Origin of the sequence: Paenibacillus sp. PvP094, from assembly GCF_040546835.1 — a bacterium.
Classification (GTDB): domain Bacteria; phylum Bacillota; class Bacilli; order Paenibacillales; family Paenibacillaceae; genus Paenibacillus; species Paenibacillus illinoisensis.
The window spans coordinates 2,191,611-2,212,253 of record NZ_JBEPOM010000001.1 but is presented as its reverse complement, the minus strand read 5'-3'; the positions used below and the strand labels follow the sequence as shown (position 1 = coordinate 2,212,253).

Here is a 20,643-nt window from a genome sequence, read left to right as displayed (position 1 = left end):
GACTATCCCGTATTTCATTTTTTTTTGAACCTGCAAGATGGAGTGAGTTCATCCGTTTAAGATGGAGCCACCCCTCCTTTGTCATGGCAAAGGCAAACAAAAAAAACGCCTCTGAATGAAAATTCAGAAGCGTTCCAATTTCCTAATGGGATTAAGAGCCGAAACCATGATCAGCGGTTCTCATAATTGCGGGGTTTGGAGCATCCGTACTTAAGTCAGGCTCACTTGCAGGAGTTAGTATGCTTACCACAATGCTACATGTAGCTATCAGCAAAGCCAACTTTCTCTTCATTGAGTTTCTGCACCTCACTAATGATCATTTTGTACTGCTGCTTGGCTGTATCAGTCGCATAATCCCTATACTGTTCAAACAATCCGATACCCCTTAGCATACCCCTGCCGCTGCTAATTTCAATAGAAAATCTTAAGCTATCAAGCACGAATCCCAAGCCTTTATGATACTCATCTTTCTTTAGATAATACGCTCCGAGATCAGCTAAAAGACGTAAATAACGATCATCAGTAACCTGCTTGCTAACCTTTCCAATTCGATTACTCTGTTCCTGATACGTAAAATACGATTGATACTGTTCAAGAACATAATCGATATTTTCACCATAACGATTAGCGGCGGTAACTATATCGCAAAGAGCAGGAAAAATTTCATTTTCCTTGGTAGATATATATTCTAAATAGGAAGGCAGAATCTCGAACTGCCCCGCCATCAATTGATAGATATAACGATTTGCTACAGCCCATTCCTGGAACTGATGAATAACCACAATCTCATCCTGATCGGGGTCTTTAACCCAGCTGTTATCTGCATATAATGAGACATATTTTAAAGCACTATCGTAATCTTTGAGATGATAACATGCACTTCCAGCAGCCAAATCGGAATAAAGGACATAGAAAACAATAGGCTTTTTGGTTTCTTCCTGTTTTCTTCTGCCATTCAATTCATAATGAATGGTTGCCTTCACTTTTAGCTTCTCGGACAGCTCCTGCACTTTGCTCCATCGGTGTAGTGCTCCAAAAGCATTGATCAGTTCATTAAGAGCGTCCAACTGATATCGTTCATCCAGGCGATCAACATAATACTCGAATTTGGCTGCGATGATCAGGTTTCTCTGCTGGTCATTGGTCAGGCCCAATTTAAACAGCCGATACTGACATAGAGCGAGACGCTCCGAATGCTGCATTTTCTCACTCTCAGCGATCGTTTCATATAAGAGGATGGCTGGTTTAAATCTACCTTCGTGGTAGAATTCCTCAGCCAGATCAAATAAAAGGGGAATATACGATAGATTATCCATCATTAATCGGATAACCTCTTCAATACAATTTAGCTTGTCTAACTCCGCACAACGGTGAAGGAAGGGGCCCAGTCTTCGCCAATCGGGGGTAGCATGAACGAAACACTCATCTATATACAATTCATAGAAATGGCCTTCTTCAAGCTTCATGGCTGAAGTGATTCGGTCCAACTGCTGCATCGCAATCGGGCGGTTTTTGTTCAAAATATTGCTCAGCGTACCCGAATTAATACCCGATGCTTCCGAAAAAAAACTGATGGACATCTGCTCGCGCTTCAGATAATTCTCTAAATGATCGCGAATCGTGGTTGTCGGCTCCAAACGAACACCACCCTCCCAAATTAAAGCCATATACAGGATTAACGGTATGCAAAAGTAATTATATGTAATCCAAAAGAAAGGGTCAACATAATAATTTCAACTAATTTGTATTAATTACAATTTAATCCTTTTGATAAAATAAACCCCGTTCCCCTATTTTATACCGGGAATGAACTCGCATCAAATCAAGGAAAAAACAAAAAACACGAGCCGAATAAATGCTCGTGTTTTCGTATAAGAGAGTAGTCTCTACGACTCTGTTTGTGAATCAGACTTAAGGCAGGATGTTCCCGGCAGCACGATAGATTTCGTACCACTCCTGGCGTGTAAGATGAACATCTCCAGCTTTGACACAGTCCTTCAGGCGTTCAATATTCGTTGTGCCAGTTACAGGCTGCATTTGAGCTGGGTGACGCAGCAACCAGGCAATCGCGATGGTGGTGTTGCTTACATCATATTTGGCTGCAATCTCATCGATCTTGGCGTTCAGTTCCGGGAACTTGTCGCTGCCCAGGAATACGCCTTCGAAGAAGCCATATTGGAAAGGAGACCATGGCTGAATCGTGATATCGTGCAAGCGGCAATAATCCAGAATACTGCCATCACGGTTCACGGCTGCATCGTTCTCCATGTTCACGTTGATCCCGCTGGAGATCATTGTTGTGTTGGTAATACTCAGCTGAAGCTGGTTGGCTACCAGCGGCTGTTTCACGTATTTTTTCAACAGTTCAATCTGGTTCGGATTCTGGTTGGATACGCCGAAATGACGCACTTTGCCTTCACGTTCGAGCAGATCGAATGCCTCTGCCACTTCTTCCGGCTCCACCAGAGCATCCGGACGGTGCAGCAGCAGAACATCAAGATACTCGGTTTTCAGACGCTGCAGAATCCCATCCACTGAATTCAGGATATGCTCTTTGGAGAAATCAAACATACCCTTGCGGATACCGCATTTGGATTGCAAAATCATATTTTCACGAACCTGGGGATTCATCTGTACCGCCTCTGCAAAAATCTCTTCACATGCCCCGTTTCCATAAATATCAGCATGGTCGAAGAAGTTCGCACCGACTTCCATGGCGGAATGAACAAATTGTTCTGCCTCTTTGTTGCTGAGTGAATTGATGCGCATGCAGCCTACGGCCACAACTGGTACTTCAAGTGAGCTGCTGCCAAGTTTTATTGTTCTCAAGGTGATTTCCCTCCATATTCGGATATTGGTATATACTTGTCTTCCAGCTTTGATTGTGACACAGATCTGCAATCGGTTTCAATGGATTTTTAGACATCTTATATGGAAAAATGGTCGTTTTTTCTCCATTTCTAGACAGGCTTACGTTTCTTGAGGCACGATCACTTCAATATGTTGAGGCAAGACGCTGATCTGGATAGGCAGCGCAGGCCCTTCCTCCCCATCCACATTGGTGCGGACCGATTCAGTGCAGCTTACCCGGATATCTTTTGCCGTAAAATAATCCACATCCTTATGGTCCTTCAGATGCCCAAACAATAAGGAGGTTCCCAGTGTCAGGCTGTTGAACACACTGATATTGCGGATCACAAAACAATGAATCAGTCCATCGTCCAGCACTGCATCCGGAGACAGCTTCTCAAATCCGCCAACCGAATTGGTTAGCGCAGCGAGAAACAACGGGGATTCACCCTCCCACGTCAGCCCATCGTATTCAATCTTCAAAGGATAGGCGGGCGAGGACACGAGGTCCTTCAATCCTTCCTTCAAATAAGCCAGGGAGCCCAGCTTCGACTTGTCTTCCGATGAGACGGAAGATAACGCTTCAGCCAAAGAACCGGCCGCCACCACGTTGGCGAAGAGACGATCATTAATTCTCCCCAGATCCACCTTGCGTACCTGATCTGAACCAAGCTGCTTAATGGCTTCATCAGGATCGAGAGACAGATGGAGCGCACGGGCAAAATCATTCACTGTACCTAGTGGCACAATACCCAGCCTGGGACGATGCTTCTGATCCATCATGCCATTAATGGTCTCATGCAGTGTGCCATCTCCCCCAATGGATATGACCAGATCACAGCCGCCTTGGCAGGCGTCCAGACAGTAACTGGTTGCATCACCCACCCCGGCTGTCTCATTAATCATCACTTGATATTGCTGCGATTCCAAAATCGCCTGAACTTGGGACACGTACTGCTGCGCCTCTTCTTTTCCCGATGACGGATTGCTAATGATCATGGCTTGACGCATAAACGCCTCTCCCCTCCACCTGCACATATTTACTTCTTCTATACCCTTTCTCGGGGTAGGATGAATAAGGCTCGCAGGCCAAAAGATTTTTTTGGTAAAGTTCACCTGAAGGAGTACAGATCAAGGCTTGTTTCATATAGAATAGAAGTAGAGTTGTTACCTGTCCCCTGAAATGGATGTTCCTTTTCTCGCCAGACGGGTTAATAACTAGAGAAATGTTGAGGATTCATTCCTGTTGACCTGACCTTTACAATGCGTGGATTACATAAAAGCTAGAAGAACTTTTGAATATCGGAGGGAATGCATGCAATGAAAAGAATGGCACTACTATGTCTAATATTCATTCTAAGTATCGGTGCGTCGGGGCAAGCCATGGCCTACGCAACGATGGACTCAGGCAAAGGCATCATAGAAGATCCTGCACTGGAAAACGGACTTAAACTGATCTTGAACAAACCGGTAGATTCACCCTTAACTTCCTCCGACCTGGAACAGCTTACCGTTGTTGATCTGAGTAATGCAGGGATTCAGAGCCTGTCGGGACTGGAGTATGCGACCAACCTTACACATCTCCGCCTATACGGCAATGAGATTGAGGATCTGACCCCGCTGAAGCATCTGGACCAGCTCCGGGAAATCGACGTAAGCAACAATTATATTACCTCCATTGAGGCACTCGCTGACCTGAAGGAACTCGGACGGCTGTACATCAGCAACAACTCTATCTCTTCTATAGAAGCGGTTCGTGGCTTTACCCGATTACATACGTTTTATGCCAGTGGCAATCAAATTTACAGCTTATCTGCCTTGTCTGAACTAGATCATCTGAAATGGCTGGAGATTTCCAATAACGAGATTGCAGATCTGACTCCACTGGTTAATCAATCTCGGCTGCTGCAGCTGAACGTAGCAAATAATCGGCTGCAATCACTGGCCCCACTGGCTGATATGGACAATACATTATTGAGACTAAACGTGGCAGGCAATGCAATCTCGGACCTGTCACCCTTGCAGCATATGACGCGTCTTCAAGGGCTCGACATCTCGAGTAACCACATTCAGCACCTCAAGGCACTTGAAGGATTGGTGCGGTTAACCGAGCTTAATGCGGAATCCAATCAGATCTATGATCTGGAGCCATTACGACAGCTCACCAAGCTGGAGGTGCTGAAGCTTGCGAACAATCGTGTATGGGATCTGACGCCGCTTGCCGACTTTACTTTTACACAGGCTACTCCCGCGAATACGGTACAGGACATCGGAGCTTCCACTTCTGTATCGCCTAACGTACTGACCCCGATGACGGAAGCGGAATCTGCCGGATTGACCGTGCAAAATAACTACCTGGACGTATCGAATGGCAGCAATACCATGAGTCTCCTTAACCAGATGAATGTCCGGGAACAGAAACGCACACCGCAAGGCCGTTTTCAGCGTCTGATCGAAGGGTCGACCACAGCCTATGTGGGTGATCGCACATACGCCCTGGAAGCTGCACCTTTTATCCATGAAGGGCGTACGTATGTGCCACTGCGATTTGTGTCCGAACAACTGAATGCCCAGGTGGGTTGGGATCGCAACAAGCAGGAGGCCGTAATCACACAAGGTGATAAAACTATTCGCTGGACTGCCGGCAACAAACAGGTGGTTGTAGACGATTCGCTCCTGATAAATGATGCTCCCTTGTTGATCGAAAATGGCACGGCTTTTGTACCTGTTCGCTTTGTTTCGGAGCAGCTTAACACGACAGTCGGATATATCGGGAGAAGCAAAACGATTCTGATTTTTGAAAATAAACAGGTGGACAACAGTATTGAATCTTAAAGGTGTTACGACAAATAAGCCTATCGCAGGTTCTTGTATGAACTGCATGCGATGGGCTTATTATTTTCTTGCTATATTTCTTGCAAAACAAGGGACAGGGCGACGATCTCCTCTGCCTGCTAACTGTGTGCTAGCTCCTTGATCTTCTGAATAAAAGAGTCCACCTGGATGCCGTTCGTTTTTTCCGTAAATTCACGCAGCTCCTCGGATTCCCCTTCATATGCAGATAGCACATAATCCCCATCCACAATATAATACGTTCCATACCGGGTAAACGAATAACCTTCCACCTGTTCCCCTGTTGTCCCCTTCTTGACCACGGTGACGATTCTCATGCCTGGTTTAAGTTCCGGTTCCATGCCTGCAAAGTCAGCATTATAAAAGAGAAATGTATCCTCATTCACACCCTCACCTGTTACAACCTGAAGCACTTTCACCTTGTACGCTATGAACTCAGGCTTGTATGGACCAATGCCAGCATCCTGATCCTTCTCTGCGGAATCTCCCTCAGGTGTGCCCGGTACAGCGGTCAAATCGACGCTAAAATTTGGGAGTTCGCTCATCACCTCTGCAATAATGACCGCTTCCCCGAAATCCATCATCTCTCTGAAACTCACTTCCCTCATATTGATTGTCGGCGGGACGCCAGTGGAGAGTGGATATTCTTCTCTAAGTTCCGCTATCCGGTTCAGGGACAGTCTGTTTCCTGCATCATCACGAGAGTTGGAGAAAGGGGTAGAGCAACTCGTTAATCCAATCAGTAATACAACACTTATTAACCAATGCATGGCACGGACCCGTTCCACAACTCCACCTCCTCCCTGATCCAGCGTACTTAGGTTCATACAGTCCAGTTTAATCCTGAGGCACATCCCAGCTAGCCAGCATGCCTCTCGCCATCTCCATGGTCGACTCTTCCCCTGTGATTAGTGCGAATTGTGCAACCAGTACCGGGTAAGCAGCCCACTGCTCCCGAATATGATCAAACATCCGGGGCCATGTTTTTCCCCCTGCCTTTTCGTAACGCTTTAACAGATCGCGCAATCCAGCATCCTGGAAAAGCCCATACAAGATCACAAAATCCTTCCCTGGATCGGCGATCTCCGCTTCCGTCCAGTCGATAAGCCCGGTTACCCGCTGTGTATGATTGACGATAATATGCGGTGGATGCAAATCACCATGATTGAATGTGACGTGCTCAGGCCAGAAATGGTCTGTAGACACCCATTTTTCCCACCGCTCGGCGAGTCGCTCCGGCACTGTGAAGCTCTGCTTAATCTGCTCCATATTAGCAGCAAACTCCTGGCGCACTTCCCTAGACGTCTTGCACCGCACTCCGCCTTGTACCGCTTCATTGGCATCAATGCCATGCAATTGTACGAGTGCAGCGGCCAGCGAATCAAAAAATACATCCGATAGGTCTCCCTGTGGAAAGCGCCATGCATATCCTCCCCCAGCAGGATCGACCACAGCAACCGGTTCACCGTCCAGCAAGGGGTAAGCAATCAGCTCCGGTGTACAAACTCGCCAATCCGGCACCTTAACTGACAAGTTATCCTGTACAACCCCCAATACCTTGCGCTCGTTCTCGGCACGCTCCCATACATCTCCACGTCTCGGCTGGCGCAAAACCCACTTTTGCCCACTCTCATCGGTAGCAAAGGCCACCCTGAAATCCATCCCGGACTCATTGATTTCCATCGAATCTTTGCGGATTCGAAGCCCATTCTGTTCCGCGAGCAGCCATATATCCTGTTGAAGTTTTACCTGTTCATTCGAAATTGGTCCTTGCATACCCATTCCTCCTCTTTTACCTCAGAAAAATAAAAAAAACACAGACATTCACGCCTGTGCCTTGATCTCGGATTAAGGAATATACCTAACTATGTGCAGTCCAATAGTGGTACATCGAAGAACCACTCTTAGACAAGAGTGTCCACTATCGATTACGGCATACGTGTAAATAGGCAAACCTCTCCCGATTATCTGCACACAGGCAGCAAGCAGCAACGCGCAAACAAACGTTTCGCTACTATCTCAATCGGAAAAAATGTGCCACACGTATCCCTCCGTTCAGTAAGTTACCCCTATGCTAACATATTCCAATTCCTGGTTCCAGCATGAATTTCCTGATTTGCCCATGTACCTAGGTCAATTCCTCCACTGGCCTTCCTGCATATAGAGTATAATGAACAGGTATACGATATAGGTATGGTGCAATGCTTATATAGTAAGCATCCTGCACGTCTCTGGTAAGAGCACTTAAAACTAATGCAAAAGAGGTTAACAATGAGCAAGCAACAATTCAAAGATTATAAACTTGGCGAAGAGATCGTCCGGGCACTGGATAGTCTGGGTTATGAAACGCCAACCGAGGTTCAGACTGAAGTCATCCCGGTCGCTTTGGAAAATAAAGACCTCGTGGTCAAATCCCAGACTGGCAGTGGTAAAACAGCTGCGTATGGTATTCCGATCTGTGAGCTGGTGGAATGGAATGAAAATAAACCGCAGGCTTTGATTCTCACGCCAACCCGTGAACTGGCCCTGCAGGTCAATGAAGACATCACCAATATTGGACGCTATAAGCGGATTAAAGCCACGGCACTCTATGGACAATCTCCTTTTTATATTCAAAAAGCAGAGCTAAAACAAAGAACACATGTCGCCGTAGGTACGCCGGGACGTGTGCTGGACCATATCGAACGCGGCACGCTGCCGCTCGAGCGGATTGCCTATCTCGTCATTGACGAGGCGGATGAAATGCTGAACATGGGCTTTATCGAGACGGTACAAGCTATTATTCAGGCATTGCCTCGCGAGCGCGTAACGATGTTATTCTCCGCTACATTCCCTGAGGACGTTGCCCGTCTCTCACGCAAGTATATGGATAATCCGGTAGAGATCGAGATCAAAGCAAGTGGTCTCACAACAGCTACAATAGAACACGAGGTTGTTCGGGTATCCGAAGTCAACAAGACCGCTGTGCTGGAGGATCTGTTTATCGTGGAAAATCCGGACAGCTGCATTGTATTCTGCCGTACACAGGAGAACGTGGATAAACTGTTCCGGGTGATGGCTGACCTGGACTACCCAGCAGACCGAATCCACGGAGGCATGGAGCAGGACGAGCGGATCGAAGTCATGAATGCATTCAGAAGAGGCCAATTCCGTTATTTGGTTGCAACCGATGTTGCGGCACGTGGGATCGATATCACGAATATCACTCATGTCATCAACTATGATATTCCGCTGGAAAAAGAGAGCTATGTGCACCGTACAGGCCGTACCGGACGTGCTGGTAAGACAGGCAAAGCCATCACGCTGGTTACGCCGAAGGATGGCAGACGCCTGGCCGAGATTGAATCCTATATCGGATTCGAGATCCCGGTTGTTCCGGCCCCATCTGAAGAAGCTGTTGATCGCCGCAGGGAAGAATTCGAGAAGCGTCTGAAGATTGTACCTGAACGCAAAAAAGACAAGCGTGAGCAGCTGAACCAGCAGATCATGAAGCTGAACTTCAACGGCGGCAAGAAGAAAAAGCTGCGTGCCGTAGACTTCGTAGGTACTATTGCCAAACTGGAAGGCGTCACCGCAGATGATATCGGGATTATTACCATTCTCGATAATGTGACCGATGTGGAGATCCTAAACGGCAAAGGCCCGCTTGTACTGGAAATGATGCAAAACACAACGGTCAAGGGTAAACAGCTGAAGGTCCGCAAAGGGAAGCATGTGTAAGCGGAAGATACGAATTTAATATATCTTAGAAGTGGGAGTGTCTTGAGGCACTCCTTCTTTGATTTATGCAGGTTTTCAGCAAAGTAGATGAACACGTCTTATAAAAAACTCCCCGCTCTCGCCGCTTTATATCGAAAAGCACTTCTTTGTTCAGCAATGGATGAATTGTTCACTTGAAACGAATGGAAGTCCAGCTAGAATATATGTGAAAGCGCTATACTTTTGCTCATAACCTTGAGGAGGTGCATGTAATGAGAAGCAGGAAGTATGCATGGATTCTGGTTCTGACCCTGATACTGACGATGTTTGGCTTCCATCCAGAACGAACGGACGCAGCAAATGTGACTATTAGCAACGGCTCCGATTGGCTGGATACCGCAGGTAACCCCATTCATGCGAACAGCGGCAATATTCTGAAAGTGGGAAGCACGTATTATTGGTATGGTGAGCATGCGGTAGGTGGCAAGTTTGACAGTGTTAACGTCTATACTTCAACCGATCTGAAAAACTGGACATTCAGCAATGCCATCCTCACCAAGGATTCCGCAACGGAGCTTGCCTCCAGCAAGATTGAGCGCCCCAAAGTGATCTACAATCCCGCTACGCAGCAGTATGTGCTCTGGGCACATTATGAGAACGGAACGGATTATAATCTGGGACGTGTCGCCGTAGCGACCAGCAATACACCGAGTGGTAAATTCACGTATGAGGGCAGCTTCCGGCCACTGGACTATGAGTCCCGCGATATGACGGTGTTCGTGGATACCGATGGTACGGGCTATCTCATCAGTGCCTCACGAAAGAATGGCGGCGCGAACGATACGATGGCCATTTTCAAAATGAACGCAAGCTATACAGGCGTAGAATCCTTTGTTGGCTGGTTATTTGAGAACAGCTACCGAGAGGCTCCTGCCGTTGTGAAAAAGGGAAACCGCTATTACCTCTTCACCTCCCAGGCCGCTGGCTGGTATCCGAATCAGGGGGCTTATGCGACAGCCACATCCATGGCGGGACCCTGGTCTGCACTTACCCCTTATGGCAATCCTTCTGCCTTTGGATCGCAGATTCATGATATTGCCACGATTACAGGCAGCAGCACCACGTCCTATATTTATATGGGAGACCGCTGGAATCCAATGAATCTGGGCGAGCATAAGCATATCTGGCTCCCTCTGACCCTGAACGATACCAACGGAACGGCATCACTGGAGTGGTATAAGGATTGGAGTATCGATGCTGCTACAGGTACGGTAGCGCCGTCCTCTCTCGTCAATCACGCTCAAGGCAAGACAGCTACGGCCATATCGACAGCCTCCGGTTCTTCCGCTGCCAATGTGAATGACGGCAACTACCAGACTTCGTGGGCGGCCTCTTCCAATACATGGCCTGCATGGTGGCAGGTTGACTTCGGAGCGCCGAAGACCATTACCGAAATCGATATCTCCTGGTTTATGTATAAAGGATCGGAGGGGTATTACAAATACAAGATTGAGATCAGCAACGATGGCGTCAACTATTCCACACTGGATCGAACCAATAACCTGACCTACGGGTTTACCACAGATGCAGTGCACTTTACGGCCCGCTATGTACGTATCAACATGGTGAATGCCGTGCTGTGGAACAACCCGGGTAATTGGTACACTCCAACGCTGCATGAGGTCAAAATGCTGGGTCCTGCTGACTCGGAAGCGACAGGCTACAGCCAGTTCAGCTCACATAACTATCCGGACCGTTATATCCGGCACTCCAATTTCACAGCTCGTGTTGATGCGAATGTCTCGCCTGTACTGGACTCCCAATTCCGCGTTGTTCCTGGTCTCGCCAGCTCTACAGGCATTTCGCTGGAGTCCATCAACTTCCCAGGGTACTTCCTGAAGCGAAACAGCAGCAACAAAATTGTGCTTGAAGCCTATGCAGACACAGCCGCTTATAAAGGAGATGCAACCTTTCTGAGCAGCCCCGGCTAGGCAGACAGCTCCAAAATATCACTTCAATCGTACAGCCAGCCCGGGTATTACATCCGGCACTATGACTACGTACTTCAGCTTGATACCATTAATGCATCCAGCAGCTCTACCGTGAAAAGTGATGCCACGTTTGGGCGAACCAACTTCTAGTTTGACCTTGTGAAGTCTGATCTCATCTGTAAGATCTCACTAACAAAAGGCTGCATCTTAGAAACTGATCTAAGAGTGCAGCCTTCTATTATCTTGATCGGTTCGTATCACGCTACTCTTTTGCCTCATAGACGATATTTTGCAAATCTTTGATATTATAGGTGTCGTCTTGAATGCGCCATTCGCCTTGGCCCTGTAAAAAAGTAATATCACCTGATAATGGAATGTTCTTTAACTGTTTGCCTTCGCGATCAGTAAAGACCAGATTCAGTCTATATTCTACAAGGATCCAATCGTTCTTGCTCTCTTTGATCTCCACGAGTATATTTTCGGGATGGAGTAGAGCCTTCTCCTTGTCGGCAACCATTAGCGGTAACGTCGCATACCGATTAGCCATGTAGGCCTCATAGTTCTTCTCCGTCAAAAATGGTTTCATGGTCTCCCCTTTGGCGAGCAGCCCCTCTACGGTTAGTGTATCTTCATAATCGGCATAATCCACGGTCAATTCCTTTTTTTTATACTCCAGTGACATATCGAGAGCCTTCTGTTCATCCTGAGCCGTTGCCTTATCGTTCGTTACCATACTCGGATCGCTGGTTGGGGGTGGTATCTCCTGAACAGGATCACTCGTCTTCGATTCAGTACATCCCATAATCATCCCTGAAAGTAATAAAGCACTCATTACACAGACTAACTTGCGCATCTTACCAAATCCTTTCGTATCTTCATTACTTTCAATTATCACCTTTATTTGGTTAATTTGTCCAGTATTTAGACGCATTATCGGATTCTAATTAGATTTCAAGTATCTAAACTTCAGTTTAACGAACATTTATAACGAATCTTTACACAAAAAAAACCACACTAGATTTCTCTAATGCGGCTCTTCATCCTTATTTTTTGGAATACACGATCTTCTTGATACTGTCGATGGACAGGAAAAATCGTTCGGTCAGCTCATGCACGGTTAAACCTGCAGCGAACAGGCGCCGGATCTGCTCATTACGCTCCTTCACAACCGCCCTGTTGCCCGATTTTTCGCCCCACTTTTTGTGAGCTTCCTTCGGTTTTGGAATATAAACCAGCCCACCTGGGATGTGCCTCTGGATCTCTTTTAATAATTCTTCCGGCAAGATCGCATCTGCATTGATATATTTCATGCTGCTCCGCTCCTTAAAATTAGTCTTTAAGGCAGCAGAGTCATACGACGTACACTTCTGAGTTCTATGTGGCGGAAAGGAAAGACATGGCTCTATGCAAACAACCGCCGTTGTTCATCGCATGGACTCTGCATAGAGCGGATCTTGAAACCTCTTATGAATTGAATCATGGTAGCCCCCCATTCGGCACCCATATATAGGTGCTGTTTGATCCCTTCACATGAACCATTCGATCAAAGCACGGCAATATCCTCTTATTAAACATAAGCATCATGAATACTGGCTCAGACTCTTCTCCAGCATCTCCCGGACAGCATGCTGCAAGGGTGCTGGCGAGATCACCTTGACTTCCGGGCCATAGGCAAGCAGCTTCCGGGCGGTGAACGGGAACTCCTCCAGAGGGACCATCCCTCTCCATTCATTGCCTTGAATCGAATTGAACAGCACATCGGAACGCGCGAGCCTTGACCCAAACTCGGTGAAGTGCAGCACCACTTCTGCCCCCTCTCTGTCGTCTTCGGACTTGAACCATGCTTGCAAACTGGGAATGGACTCATCTGTGGAATCAAGCAATCTCAGCTGCTGCATGCGGTCCACACGATATAACAGCACCCGCTCCTTATGACGTGCGGGCATGTACCAAAATCCACCGTCATAATAGATGCCGATCGGGTAAGCCCTTGTTGTTTTACTGCCATTCCGGGAATGATACGTGAATTCAATCTCTCTTTTATCTACGGCAGCATTCAAAATCTCTGTCGTCAATATCTCTAAGTGCTCGCCCGGATGCTGTATAAACGTCACATGTTCTCTCATTCGTACAATCAGATCCTGTACATCCTGCGGCAAGCTGGAGAAATACTGCTCTGCCAAATGCTCTCGCATCGATCCATACGGAAAATCAGGAACCCGCTGCAAATATTCAATCATCAGAAACAGGCCTAGTGCCTCATGCTGTGTCAGTTGCAGTGGCGGCAGGATCCGATTAGGCAGAACCTTGTAACCCCCATTCACACCGACCTCCGTGTACAAAGGAAAACCGAGCGTCTGCAGCGCATCCAGATCGCGCTGAATGGTACGGACGGATACACCGAATCGTTCTGCCAACTCACGGGCTGTGAACTTCTTTCTGGAATCCATCAATCTCATAATGGCGAGTTTCCGGCCATTCATGGGTTCACCACCTAACTACGTCAACTTTTGTCATAGTTTAAGTGTATCATACGTAACAGAAGGGAGCGATAAAATCATGTCCAATAAAGTAGTGCTGTACATTGCGATGAGTCTGGATGGTTATATTGCAAGAAAGGACGGTTCGGTAGATTGGCTGTTTGACGTGGAAGGTGACGGTGGAGATAACGGGTATGCTGCATTTCATCAAACGATTGGAACGGTAGTCATGGGCCGGACCACGTACGAAGATGTCCTTAAACTGTCTGAAGAATTTCCTTATGCAGACCGCCCCACCTATGTACTCTCCCGTTCCGAACAGCCACCTGCACCACATGTGCAATTTACAACCGAGCCTGTAGAAACCCTTATTCCCCATTTAAAACAGGCTTCCGATGACGATCTGTGGATTGTCGGCGGTGGTCAACTGGTTCAGGCTGTGTTGGAAAAACAGCTGCTTGATGAAATCGAGGTTGCCGTCATTCCGAAAATTCTTGGGGAAGGCATTCCCCTATTTCCTGAGGGAACGGTCCCGAGCAACCTGAAGATGATCGGCACGCAGACACTCGGTCAGATCATCTCCATCCGGTATCAGGTTCAGGTATAACCAAACTAAGGATAAGAAAAGGACCACACTGCCCACGAGGGGGTTAAGTGTGGTCCTTGTTTTTATCCAGGCCAGGGCTATTACGACATTCTGCGTTAAGCCAACATTCCTTGCAGGTATCCTTTTAACGTCTCTGCTGCCCGCCGGTGGGACAACTCGCCAGGATGCGCCCTCGCTCCCATGGTCTCTTTCGTTGTATCCGGGAGCTGCAGAACAGATACCTTTCGGTCGCCTGTCCGCTTCATATAACCATCCACTGCACGATAGATGGCAGGCATCATGGGAAAACCAAGCATGCCATAGGCCCAAACAAGCTGAGCCTTCGGGTTGTACTGTCGAAGTTTGGCCAGGAATCGGTCTACCGCCTCCTCAAAAGCAGCCAAATCCTCTTCATGATAACTTCCGTCTTCGTTTAAACGCTGCTTATGTACCTTTCCAGACACCGGATCTCTCCATTCCGCTGTCTGGAAAGCACCTCCATCGTTACTTCCCAGATTGATCACTACCACGTCCGGCTGCCAGGACTCAAAATCATGCAGTTCCCCGGCCCCGAGCGCCTGGTTTTTCTCACCCGTGAGCAGGCCGCAGACTTGTTCATAATAATCGGGAATATTATTGTTCGGGTTGTTGTCCCAGCTTGTCAGTGTACCCCAGCCACTCTGGGATATTACCCTGTATTCCGCGTTCATTGCCTCTGCTGTCATGTACGTATAGTTATGTATCGCACTGAACCACATTGGAATCCAGTCTTCTTCCGCTCTGGCCCCTATCGCGCCTTCTCCAGATGTTATGCTATCACCAATAAATTCAATCTTGTACGGCTTCTCTTCCACAGGCAGGAATGTGCCATCCGACTTCAAGGCATGAAGCTGCAATGCGGAGCCCGGGTCTGTACTCATCGCTTGCACGTCCTTGACGACTTTTACGTTTTTTACTGTATCCTCGCTCATGCCCCGGAAGATACAGATCCAATACCGTCCTGCATTGACCATCTGCCTGCTTACAGGAACACCATTGATCAGAATACTGATCCACGGTTCATAGATATCGTAGTCCGACTCCACTTCCACCCACAGCTCAGAGCCTGTGACTTGAAGTTCGATTGCGCTGCCTGTCCAAAATAACGTCAGAGGTCCCCGCTGCTCTGTTGTCCTGCCATGCACCTTCAGGTTCTGTATCTCTGACAGGGCAAGCACCTGTAACTTGTCATTCGTTTTCACCATGTATTCCTCCTGCCTGTTTTGACCCACTTGAGCAAGCGGGTTTCGTCATCCTATTCTTTTAGAAAACGATCCACATGCTCCTGGTACTTCTCGTACCATGATCTCCACTCATCCTTGCGTGACTCCAGCGTGCGGTCGTCCAGCAGCGCACCTATCACATCCAGACAGACATGCCATCCGGCAAGATCTCTTGGTGTATGGCTTGTCATGGAATGAATGATCTCTGTCAGAACAAGACGGCAGCCCTCCTGTACAGGATGCAGCTCGAACCTCACCTCATCTTCTCCCCAGGTGTATGCAAGAACGGAGTAAGGCTCCAGATGTGTGATTCTCATTTCTTCAAATGTCCCATCGCCCATGTCAAACTTGATCAGTCCGCCCTCTCGCAGATCTTCAATTCGCAATTCGGGGAACCATCCATGCAGCTTATCGTTTTCCGTTAAAAAGGACCATACCTTCCGTACATCATGCTGCCACAAGCGCTCAAAACGGGCCACAACGTCATTCGAAACCAATTTCAACTCAGCTATCATGGGTAGACCTCCTCCAATTGATTAGCTCAATTCATGCAGGATATGAAGCGCTTCCTCTTTTGTTTTTACGAAGAACACATGCTTGCCATTATTGCACTCATAAATGAAATCCTTCAGACTTTTGCTGCTGTAGCCGTCAAAATCACCAATGATGGCAAGCTTCACCTGGTAGTTAACATACTTTTGCAAAATCTCACCGGCCAGCTTCGTCTTCAGATCGAAGAATTCTTCCGTAATGTTGGATTTGTCGATGATCAGCTTGTATGCCTCGTTCAGATAATTTACCGACGCCATCAGATCCAGTGCATCTTGCACTTCGCTGATGACGATGTCGTTACTCTCAATAATGGCAACCTTGGAGTTACCCTGTTGATCGATCGTAATATCCATTTCTCGTGCTCCTTCCATATCTCATTTCCCTATACTATCTCGCATTTCCTTCGCTAAAAGCAATGTGTTTTTCACAATCAGAATGGAAATTTTCGCTCCTCCGACAATCTGGGTTTGCTTCTTATTTGTAATCACACGCTGGAATTCCTCTGCTATAATGGATTTATTTCCTATAGAAATTATATTTCGAGATTTGCCTAAGAAAGAGGGATGCTACCATGGACATGAAGTGGCTCGATTGGGCTAAACAGATTCAGGCTATTGCTCAGACCGGTTTAACTTATGGCAAAGATGTATACGATATCGAACGCTACGAGGAATTGAGAAAGATTAGCGTGGATATCTTGGATAACTACACTTCTGTAAACAAGGAGAAGATATCACTCACTTTCGCGAGTGATTCTGGATATGCAACGCCCAAAGTCGATATTCGCGGAGTAGTGTTCAAGGATAATAAAATCCTTTTGGTGCAGGAAAAAATCGATGGAGCCTGGGCCTTGCCCGGTGGATGGAGCGACATCGGCCTCTCTCCATCGGAGGTTGCCGTGAAGGAAATCAAGGAAGAGTCCGGATTCGATGTTGTTCCCTTACGCTTACTAGCTGTACTAGATAAGAAATTCCATGGCCATCCACCCGAACCTTATCATATCTACAAGATGTTTATTCAATGTGAGATTACAGGGGGTACAGCTGAAACCGGTGTGGAAACCAGTGCAGTCCAGTTCTTCGACAGGCATGATCTGCCTGAGCTTTCGCTTGAAAGAAATACAGCAGAGCAGGTGAAGACCATGTTTGAATTTCTGGATCATCCCACCAAAGAAGTTATTTTGGATTAAAGTTCACCACATAAAGATAGCGACTCTCCCTCTGTGGTTAAAGTCGCTATCTCTATGTTTGTGTTTGTGTTGGTCATGACTTTCCATCCGGGTGGAACGTGTTCTCCGCTTCCGCTCCTTTAATAAGGTTCCTCTTGGGGATGGACACCACAAAGGCTGCTCCCTTCCCGTTTCGCTCGGCCGATTCGACGGTAATGTGCCCTTCCAGAGACTGGACAATATCTCTGACATGGGACAGACCTATTCCTGTTGCGGCAATGCCAGCCTGATTGAATTTTGTCGTATAGCCAGGTTCGAAAATAATATTTCGCTTGGCTTCAGGTATTCCTTTGCCAGAATCGATTACCGCAAAATGTACATCCTCATCCTGTTCATATACCTGTATCCGAATAGTCCCTTCGAACTCGATCACTTCCACAGCATTGGCGATCAGATTGTTCATCACCGTTAAGAGTGGAATGTAAAAAGGCGATTCGCAATTATACTGCTGCTCCATTTGAATTTGTATTCTTTTATCCAGCATCTCAGCGTATTTAAGATTGCCCTTCACGGCGAAATTCAGAACCTCCGACAGGCTCATGTTGACTGCCTTCTCGCTGTCATATAGTTTCAGCAGTCCGGCCAGGATGCGCTGTGAGTCTTTCTTCACCTCATGGATCTGCTGAGCAATCCCCAGTGTCCGCTGACTGTATTGATTCATGTCCTGTTCCCTAAGATCCCGATAGAGGTCGTAGCTATCCGCCGTTATGCCTTCGATTGTCTTCATGGCCTTTTTCAGATAGAAGACCTCTCCATAGAGACCGGAGTTTACATTGAGCATTTGCTCCATCCGCTTCTCCTGCTCCGCATGCATGAGCCTCATCTGTCTTACCGCGATACTGTTATACAAACCGCTGATGAAATAACTTCTTAGCCCACCCACAACGAGCAGATACAGCCATTCTCTCATATCGAAGATGCTGGTCCCATTCAATACACCGCGAATGAAAAGCTCAATGAGATTGGAGGAAAAATCAACACATGTAATTAAGCCACCCAGGAGAAGTGGTTGGATCTCGTGAAACCTGTTCTTGAACTTGCTAAGACCATAAGAGAAGGCAATGTAATAGATGCCCGCTCCAATGTTGTCATGCAAACTTTCCAGGACCGACATCGAATTCACATCGTACAGTAAATCAACGGATTGCACGATAAAGCTCACGATCCCCGTCAGAATCCCCGTCTTCACATAAGACAGATGCGGCATGATCATAAGCAGGAACAATAGGATACTTACGCCCAAGCCGATTCGAAAATAGTCTTCCTGAAAAGGATTGATCTTAAATTGCGCACCAATGGCTGTAGCCAGGGCGACCGCCGTCATTTGTACATTCTCATTTTTAAGCCAATTACGCATATCTTTCTCCTACATGCCTCCGATTAGCGCTTGCAAATACGGTTCGGGCTTCTAATGCTGTATATAGTAACATACGTATTCATCTTTAGAAAATTAACGATATAGCAGAGCAACGTCCGAGTCGTTTTTACTACATTTCCAAAGCCCGTGAACCTGCCTAACAGCTGAATATTACTTTCAAGTGCGTATATGACTTCAAGGTGCGTACTTCACACCTTCCTTTTGCTGGCTCACAATAATGTACAGGAAAAGAAAGGAGCATGCCCATTGAAACCCGATCAACCTATTACACGCCACACTGCTCTCGTTATTGGTGCGGGCGGAGTCATTGGAAGTAACCTTATTAATTATCTGACGACACTTCCCGAATGGAATGTCATTGGGGTATCACGCCGCGGAGGGCAAAACTCTCCGAGACTTCGTTATATATCGGTGGATTTATTGAATGAAGCCGATACGCAGGCCAAGCTGAGTCCATTGACGACGGTCACTCACATTTTTTATGCTGCTTATCAGGATCGCCCTACTTGGTCCGAATTGGTACAACCCAACCTGGCAATGCTCGTTAATGTGGTCAATGCCATCGAGCCCATCGCCCCCAACCTCCAGCATATCAGTCTAATGCAAGGTTATAAGGTATACGGTGCTCATCTGGGCCCGTTCAAAACACCTGCACGGGAAACGGATGCACACCATATGCCACCTGAATTCAATGTGGATCAGCAGCAGTTTCTTGAGAGAAGGCAGCCCGGAAGCGGCTGGACCTGGTCGGCCCTGCGTCCGTCTGTTGTGTGCGGTTTCGCACTCGGCAATCCAATGAATCTCGCCATGGTTATTGGAATATATGCGTCCATCTCCAAGGAACTTGGGCTGCCACTTCGCTTCCCTGGTAAGCCAGGTGCTTACCACTCTCTGCTCGAAATGACCGATGCTGCCCTGCTGGCTCGCGCTACCGTTTGGGCGGCAACCGACCCCCGCTGCGCCAATCAGGCGTTTAATATTACCAATGGCGATTTATTTCGGTGGAATGAACTTTGGCCCAAAATCGCTGCCTTTTTTGAACTGGAAACGGCACCTCCACTGCCGCTCTCGCTCGCCACGGTGATGGCAGACAAAGAAAATCTGTGGAAATCCATGATTGAGAAGTATGGCTTGATGGAAACCTCCTATGATGATGTCTCTTCCTGGGCCTTCGGCGACTTTGTATTCTCATGGGATTATGATTTCTTCGCAGATGGTTCCAAAGCCCGCCGCTTTGGCTTTCATGATTTTGTTGAAACCGAATCTATGTTTATGGATATATTCGCGAATTTGCGTGAGCGCAGGATCATTCCATAACGGAATATTAAATACAAAACAAGCGGATTCCCAAACCTCGGGAATCTGCTTGTTTTGTACTTCCCGGTTAACTATCCGAGGTGGGAGGCTTAAACAGAATTTTCGCTCGATTACCGTATACTTTTTCAACATGGGTATCTCCCCATCTGCACATCGAGTGGAGAATCTCCTTAAGACTCCACCCATATTCCGTTAGCTCATATTCAACCTTCGGTGGAATTTGATGATGGGAAATACGGGATATGATTCCCGCCTCCATAAGTTCACCAAGCTGCTGGGTCAATACTTTCTGAGCAATGGCAGGCATGAGCTTCATCAATTCACCATTACGTTTTTTGCCAAAAGTAAGATGGAACAGAATAACGGGCTTCCATTTGCCGCCGATCACTTCAAGTAAAGCTTCGACCGCAGTATTATATACTTTGATCGGTTCCTGCATATAGCTCC

General features: G+C 47.2%; 20 protein-coding genes. 7 read left to right on the top strand and 13 right to left on the bottom strand.

The genetic code is table 11. The features are described 5' to 3' along the window. Positions 1–254 precede the first annotated feature (254 nt). The 3 genes from ABIC22_RS10315 to ABIC22_RS10305 all read right to left on the bottom strand — a co-directional run bounded on the left by ABIC22_RS10315 (position 255) and on the right by ABIC22_RS10305 (position 3,861). Positions 255–1,637 (bottom strand): helix-turn-helix domain-containing protein, encoded by a 1,383-nt coding sequence (locus tag ABIC22_RS10315; protein WP_354480605.1) that lies wholly within the window; start codon positions 1,635–1,637, stop codon positions 255–257. 274 nt (positions 1,638–1,911) lie between these two features. Then, the gene (locus tag ABIC22_RS10310) at positions 1,912–2,829 is read right to left on the bottom strand and encodes an aldo/keto reductase (protein ID WP_153980434.1); all 918 of its coding nucleotides are present in this window, start codon (positions 2,827–2,829) and stop codon (positions 1,912–1,914) included. A 141-nt stretch (positions 2,830–2,970) separates the two neighbouring features. Further along, complete coding sequence (locus ABIC22_RS10305) at positions 2,971–3,861, bottom strand: diacylglycerol/lipid kinase family protein (protein WP_354480603.1); 891 nt, start codon at positions 3,859–3,861, stop codon at positions 2,971–2,973. Between the two features lie 309 nt (positions 3,862–4,170). Here ABIC22_RS10305 and ABIC22_RS10300 point away from each other — a divergent pair, with 309 nt between their 5' ends. Continuing rightward, entirely contained in the window at positions 4,171–5,685 is a 1,515-nt protein-coding gene (locus tag ABIC22_RS10300) for a leucine-rich repeat domain-containing protein (RefSeq protein ID WP_354480601.1), read from the top strand. Between the two features lie 119 nt (positions 5,686–5,804). Here ABIC22_RS10300 and ABIC22_RS10295 read toward each other — a convergent pair whose 3' ends face one another. Beyond that, positions 5,805–6,491 (bottom strand): hypothetical protein, encoded by a 687-nt coding sequence (locus ABIC22_RS10295; protein ID WP_354480599.1) that lies wholly within the window; start codon positions 6,489–6,491, stop codon positions 5,805–5,807. A gap of 49 nt (positions 6,492–6,540) precedes the next feature. Then, positions 6,541–7,479: a macrolide 2'-phosphotransferase gene (locus ABIC22_RS10290; protein WP_354480597.1), complete on the bottom strand. Its 939-nt coding sequence runs from the start codon at positions 7,477–7,479 to the stop codon at positions 6,541–6,543. A 495-nt stretch (positions 7,480–7,974) separates the two neighbouring features. Here ABIC22_RS10290 and ABIC22_RS10285 point away from each other — a divergent pair, with 495 nt between their 5' ends. From ABIC22_RS10285 to ABIC22_RS30135, 3 genes are all read left to right on the top strand, one after another. Then, positions 7,975–9,423: a DEAD/DEAH box helicase gene (locus tag ABIC22_RS10285; RefSeq protein WP_095290673.1), complete on the top strand. Its 1,449-nt coding sequence runs from the start codon at positions 7,975–7,977 to the stop codon at positions 9,421–9,423. A 302-nt stretch (positions 9,424–9,725) separates the two neighbouring features. After that, positions 9,726–11,393 carry an AbfB domain-containing protein gene (locus ABIC22_RS10280; RefSeq protein ID WP_483312585.1) on the top strand — a complete coding sequence of 556 codons (1,668 nt, stop codon included), beginning with the start codon at positions 9,726–9,728 and terminating at the stop codon, positions 11,391–11,393. 15 nt (positions 11,394–11,408) lie between these two features. Beyond that, entirely contained in the window at positions 11,409–11,543 is a 135-nt protein-coding gene (locus ABIC22_RS30135; RefSeq protein ID WP_483312584.1) for an AbfB domain-containing protein, read from the top strand. Between the two features lie 112 nt (positions 11,544–11,655). Here ABIC22_RS30135 and ABIC22_RS10270 read toward each other — a convergent pair whose 3' ends face one another. The 3 genes from ABIC22_RS10270 to ABIC22_RS10260 all read right to left on the bottom strand — a co-directional run bounded on the left by ABIC22_RS10270 (position 11,656) and on the right by ABIC22_RS10260 (position 13,876). Next, complete coding sequence (locus ABIC22_RS10270) at positions 11,656–12,246, bottom strand: hypothetical protein (RefSeq protein WP_354480596.1); 591 nt, start codon at positions 12,244–12,246, stop codon at positions 11,656–11,658. A 190-nt stretch (positions 12,247–12,436) separates the two neighbouring features. Then, the gene (locus ABIC22_RS10265) at positions 12,437–12,703 is read right to left on the bottom strand and encodes a CD3324 family protein (RefSeq protein ID WP_127537541.1); all 267 of its coding nucleotides are present in this window, start codon (positions 12,701–12,703) and stop codon (positions 12,437–12,439) included. A gap of 270 nt (positions 12,704–12,973) precedes the next feature. Next, complete coding sequence (locus ABIC22_RS10260) at positions 12,974–13,876, bottom strand: helix-turn-helix transcriptional regulator (protein WP_354480595.1); 903 nt, start codon at positions 13,874–13,876, stop codon at positions 12,974–12,976. A 76-nt stretch (positions 13,877–13,952) separates the two neighbouring features. Here ABIC22_RS10260 and ABIC22_RS10255 point away from each other — a divergent pair, with 76 nt between their 5' ends. Continuing rightward, entirely contained in the window at positions 13,953–14,480 is a 528-nt protein-coding gene (locus ABIC22_RS10255) for a dihydrofolate reductase family protein (RefSeq protein ID WP_354480593.1), read from the top strand. Positions 14,481–14,575: 95 nt separating this feature from the next. Here the strand turns inward: ABIC22_RS10255 and ABIC22_RS10250 are convergent, their stop codons facing one another. From ABIC22_RS10250 to ABIC22_RS10240, 3 genes are read right to left on the bottom strand one after another with little or no spacing between them, the layout of a single operon-like run. Beyond that, complete coding sequence (locus ABIC22_RS10250) at positions 14,576–15,703, bottom strand: SGNH/GDSL hydrolase family protein (protein ID WP_483312536.1); 1,128 nt, start codon at positions 15,701–15,703, stop codon at positions 14,576–14,578. A 50-nt stretch (positions 15,704–15,753) separates the two neighbouring features. Then, complete coding sequence (locus tag ABIC22_RS10245; protein ID WP_354480591.1) at positions 15,754–16,236, bottom strand: SRPBCC family protein; 483 nt, start codon at positions 16,234–16,236, stop codon at positions 15,754–15,756. A 21-nt stretch (positions 16,237–16,257) separates the two neighbouring features. Further along, positions 16,258–16,626, bottom strand: coding sequence for a DUF4180 domain-containing protein (locus tag ABIC22_RS10240; protein WP_127537545.1), 369 nt, complete (start codon positions 16,624–16,626; stop codon positions 16,258–16,260). A gap of 218 nt (positions 16,627–16,844) precedes the next feature. Here ABIC22_RS10240 and ABIC22_RS10235 point away from each other — a divergent pair, with 218 nt between their 5' ends. Next, a complete protein-coding gene (locus ABIC22_RS10235; protein WP_354480590.1) occupies positions 16,845–17,462 on the top strand; it encodes an NUDIX hydrolase in 618 nt (205 codons plus the stop codon). Between the two features lie 73 nt (positions 17,463–17,535). On the opposite strand, the gene ABIC22_RS10230 is transcribed toward ABIC22_RS10235, so the two are convergent. Further along, positions 17,536–18,858: a sensor histidine kinase gene (locus ABIC22_RS10230; protein WP_354480589.1), complete on the bottom strand. Its 1,323-nt coding sequence runs from the start codon at positions 18,856–18,858 to the stop codon at positions 17,536–17,538. Between the two features lie 267 nt (positions 18,859–19,125). On the opposite strand from ABIC22_RS10230, the gene ABIC22_RS10225 reads away from it, so the two are divergent. Next, positions 19,126–20,196: an SDR family oxidoreductase gene (locus tag ABIC22_RS10225; RefSeq protein WP_354480587.1), complete on the top strand. Its 1,071-nt coding sequence runs from the start codon at positions 19,126–19,128 to the stop codon at positions 20,194–20,196. A 67-nt stretch (positions 20,197–20,263) separates the two neighbouring features. Here ABIC22_RS10225 and ABIC22_RS10220 read toward each other — a convergent pair whose 3' ends face one another. Next, positions 20,264–20,635, bottom strand: coding sequence for a winged helix-turn-helix transcriptional regulator (locus ABIC22_RS10220; RefSeq protein ID WP_095290658.1), 372 nt, complete (start codon positions 20,633–20,635; stop codon positions 20,264–20,266). Between the last annotated feature and the right edge of the window lie 8 nt (positions 20,636–20,643).

Bases quoted from the DNA above. Each gene is read 5' to 3' on its own strand.
- ABIC22_RS10290 (WP_354480597.1), bottom strand. From the start codon at position 7,479: ATGCAAGGACCAATTTCGAATGAACAGGTAAAACTTCAACAGGATATA.
- ABIC22_RS10260 (WP_354480595.1), bottom strand. From the start codon at position 13,876: ATGAATGGCCGGAAACTCGCCATTATGAGATTGATGGATTCCAGAAAG.
- ABIC22_RS10280 (WP_483312585.1), top strand. From the start codon at position 9,726: ATGTTTGGCTTCCATCCAGAACGAACGGACGCAGCAAATGTGACTATT.
- ABIC22_RS10230 (WP_354480589.1), bottom strand. From the start codon at position 18,858: ATGCGTAATTGGCTTAAAAATGAGAATGTACAAATGACGGCGGTCGCC.
- ABIC22_RS10220 (WP_095290658.1), bottom strand. From the start codon at position 20,635: ATGCAGGAACCGATCAAAGTATATAATACTGCGGTCGAAGCTTTACTT.
- ABIC22_RS10235 (WP_354480590.1), top strand. From the start codon at position 16,845: ATGGACATGAAGTGGCTCGATTGGGCTAAACAGATTCAGGCTATTGCT.
- ABIC22_RS10265 (WP_127537541.1), bottom strand. From the start codon at position 12,703: ATGAAATATATCAATGCAGATGCGATCTTGCCGGAAGAATTATTAAAA.
- ABIC22_RS10300 (WP_354480601.1), top strand. From the start codon at position 4,171: ATGAAAAGAATGGCACTACTATGTCTAATATTCATTCTAAGTATCGGT.
- ABIC22_RS10240 (WP_127537545.1), bottom strand. From the start codon at position 16,626: ATGGATATTACGATCGATCAACAGGGTAACTCCAAGGTTGCCATTATT.
- ABIC22_RS10285 (WP_095290673.1), top strand. From the start codon at position 7,975: ATGAGCAAGCAACAATTCAAAGATTATAAACTTGGCGAAGAGATCGTC.
- ABIC22_RS10250 (WP_483312536.1), bottom strand. From the start codon at position 15,703: ATGGTGAAAACGAATGACAAGTTACAGGTGCTTGCCCTGTCAGAGATA.
- ABIC22_RS10245 (WP_354480591.1), bottom strand. From the start codon at position 16,236: ATGATAGCTGAGTTGAAATTGGTTTCGAATGACGTTGTGGCCCGTTTT.
- ABIC22_RS10255 (WP_354480593.1), top strand. From the start codon at position 13,953: ATGTCCAATAAAGTAGTGCTGTACATTGCGATGAGTCTGGATGGTTAT.
- ABIC22_RS10305 (WP_354480603.1), bottom strand. From the start codon at position 3,861: ATGCGTCAAGCCATGATCATTAGCAATCCGTCATCGGGAAAAGAAGAG.
- ABIC22_RS10270 (WP_354480596.1), bottom strand. From the start codon at position 12,246: ATGCGCAAGTTAGTCTGTGTAATGAGTGCTTTATTACTTTCAGGGATG.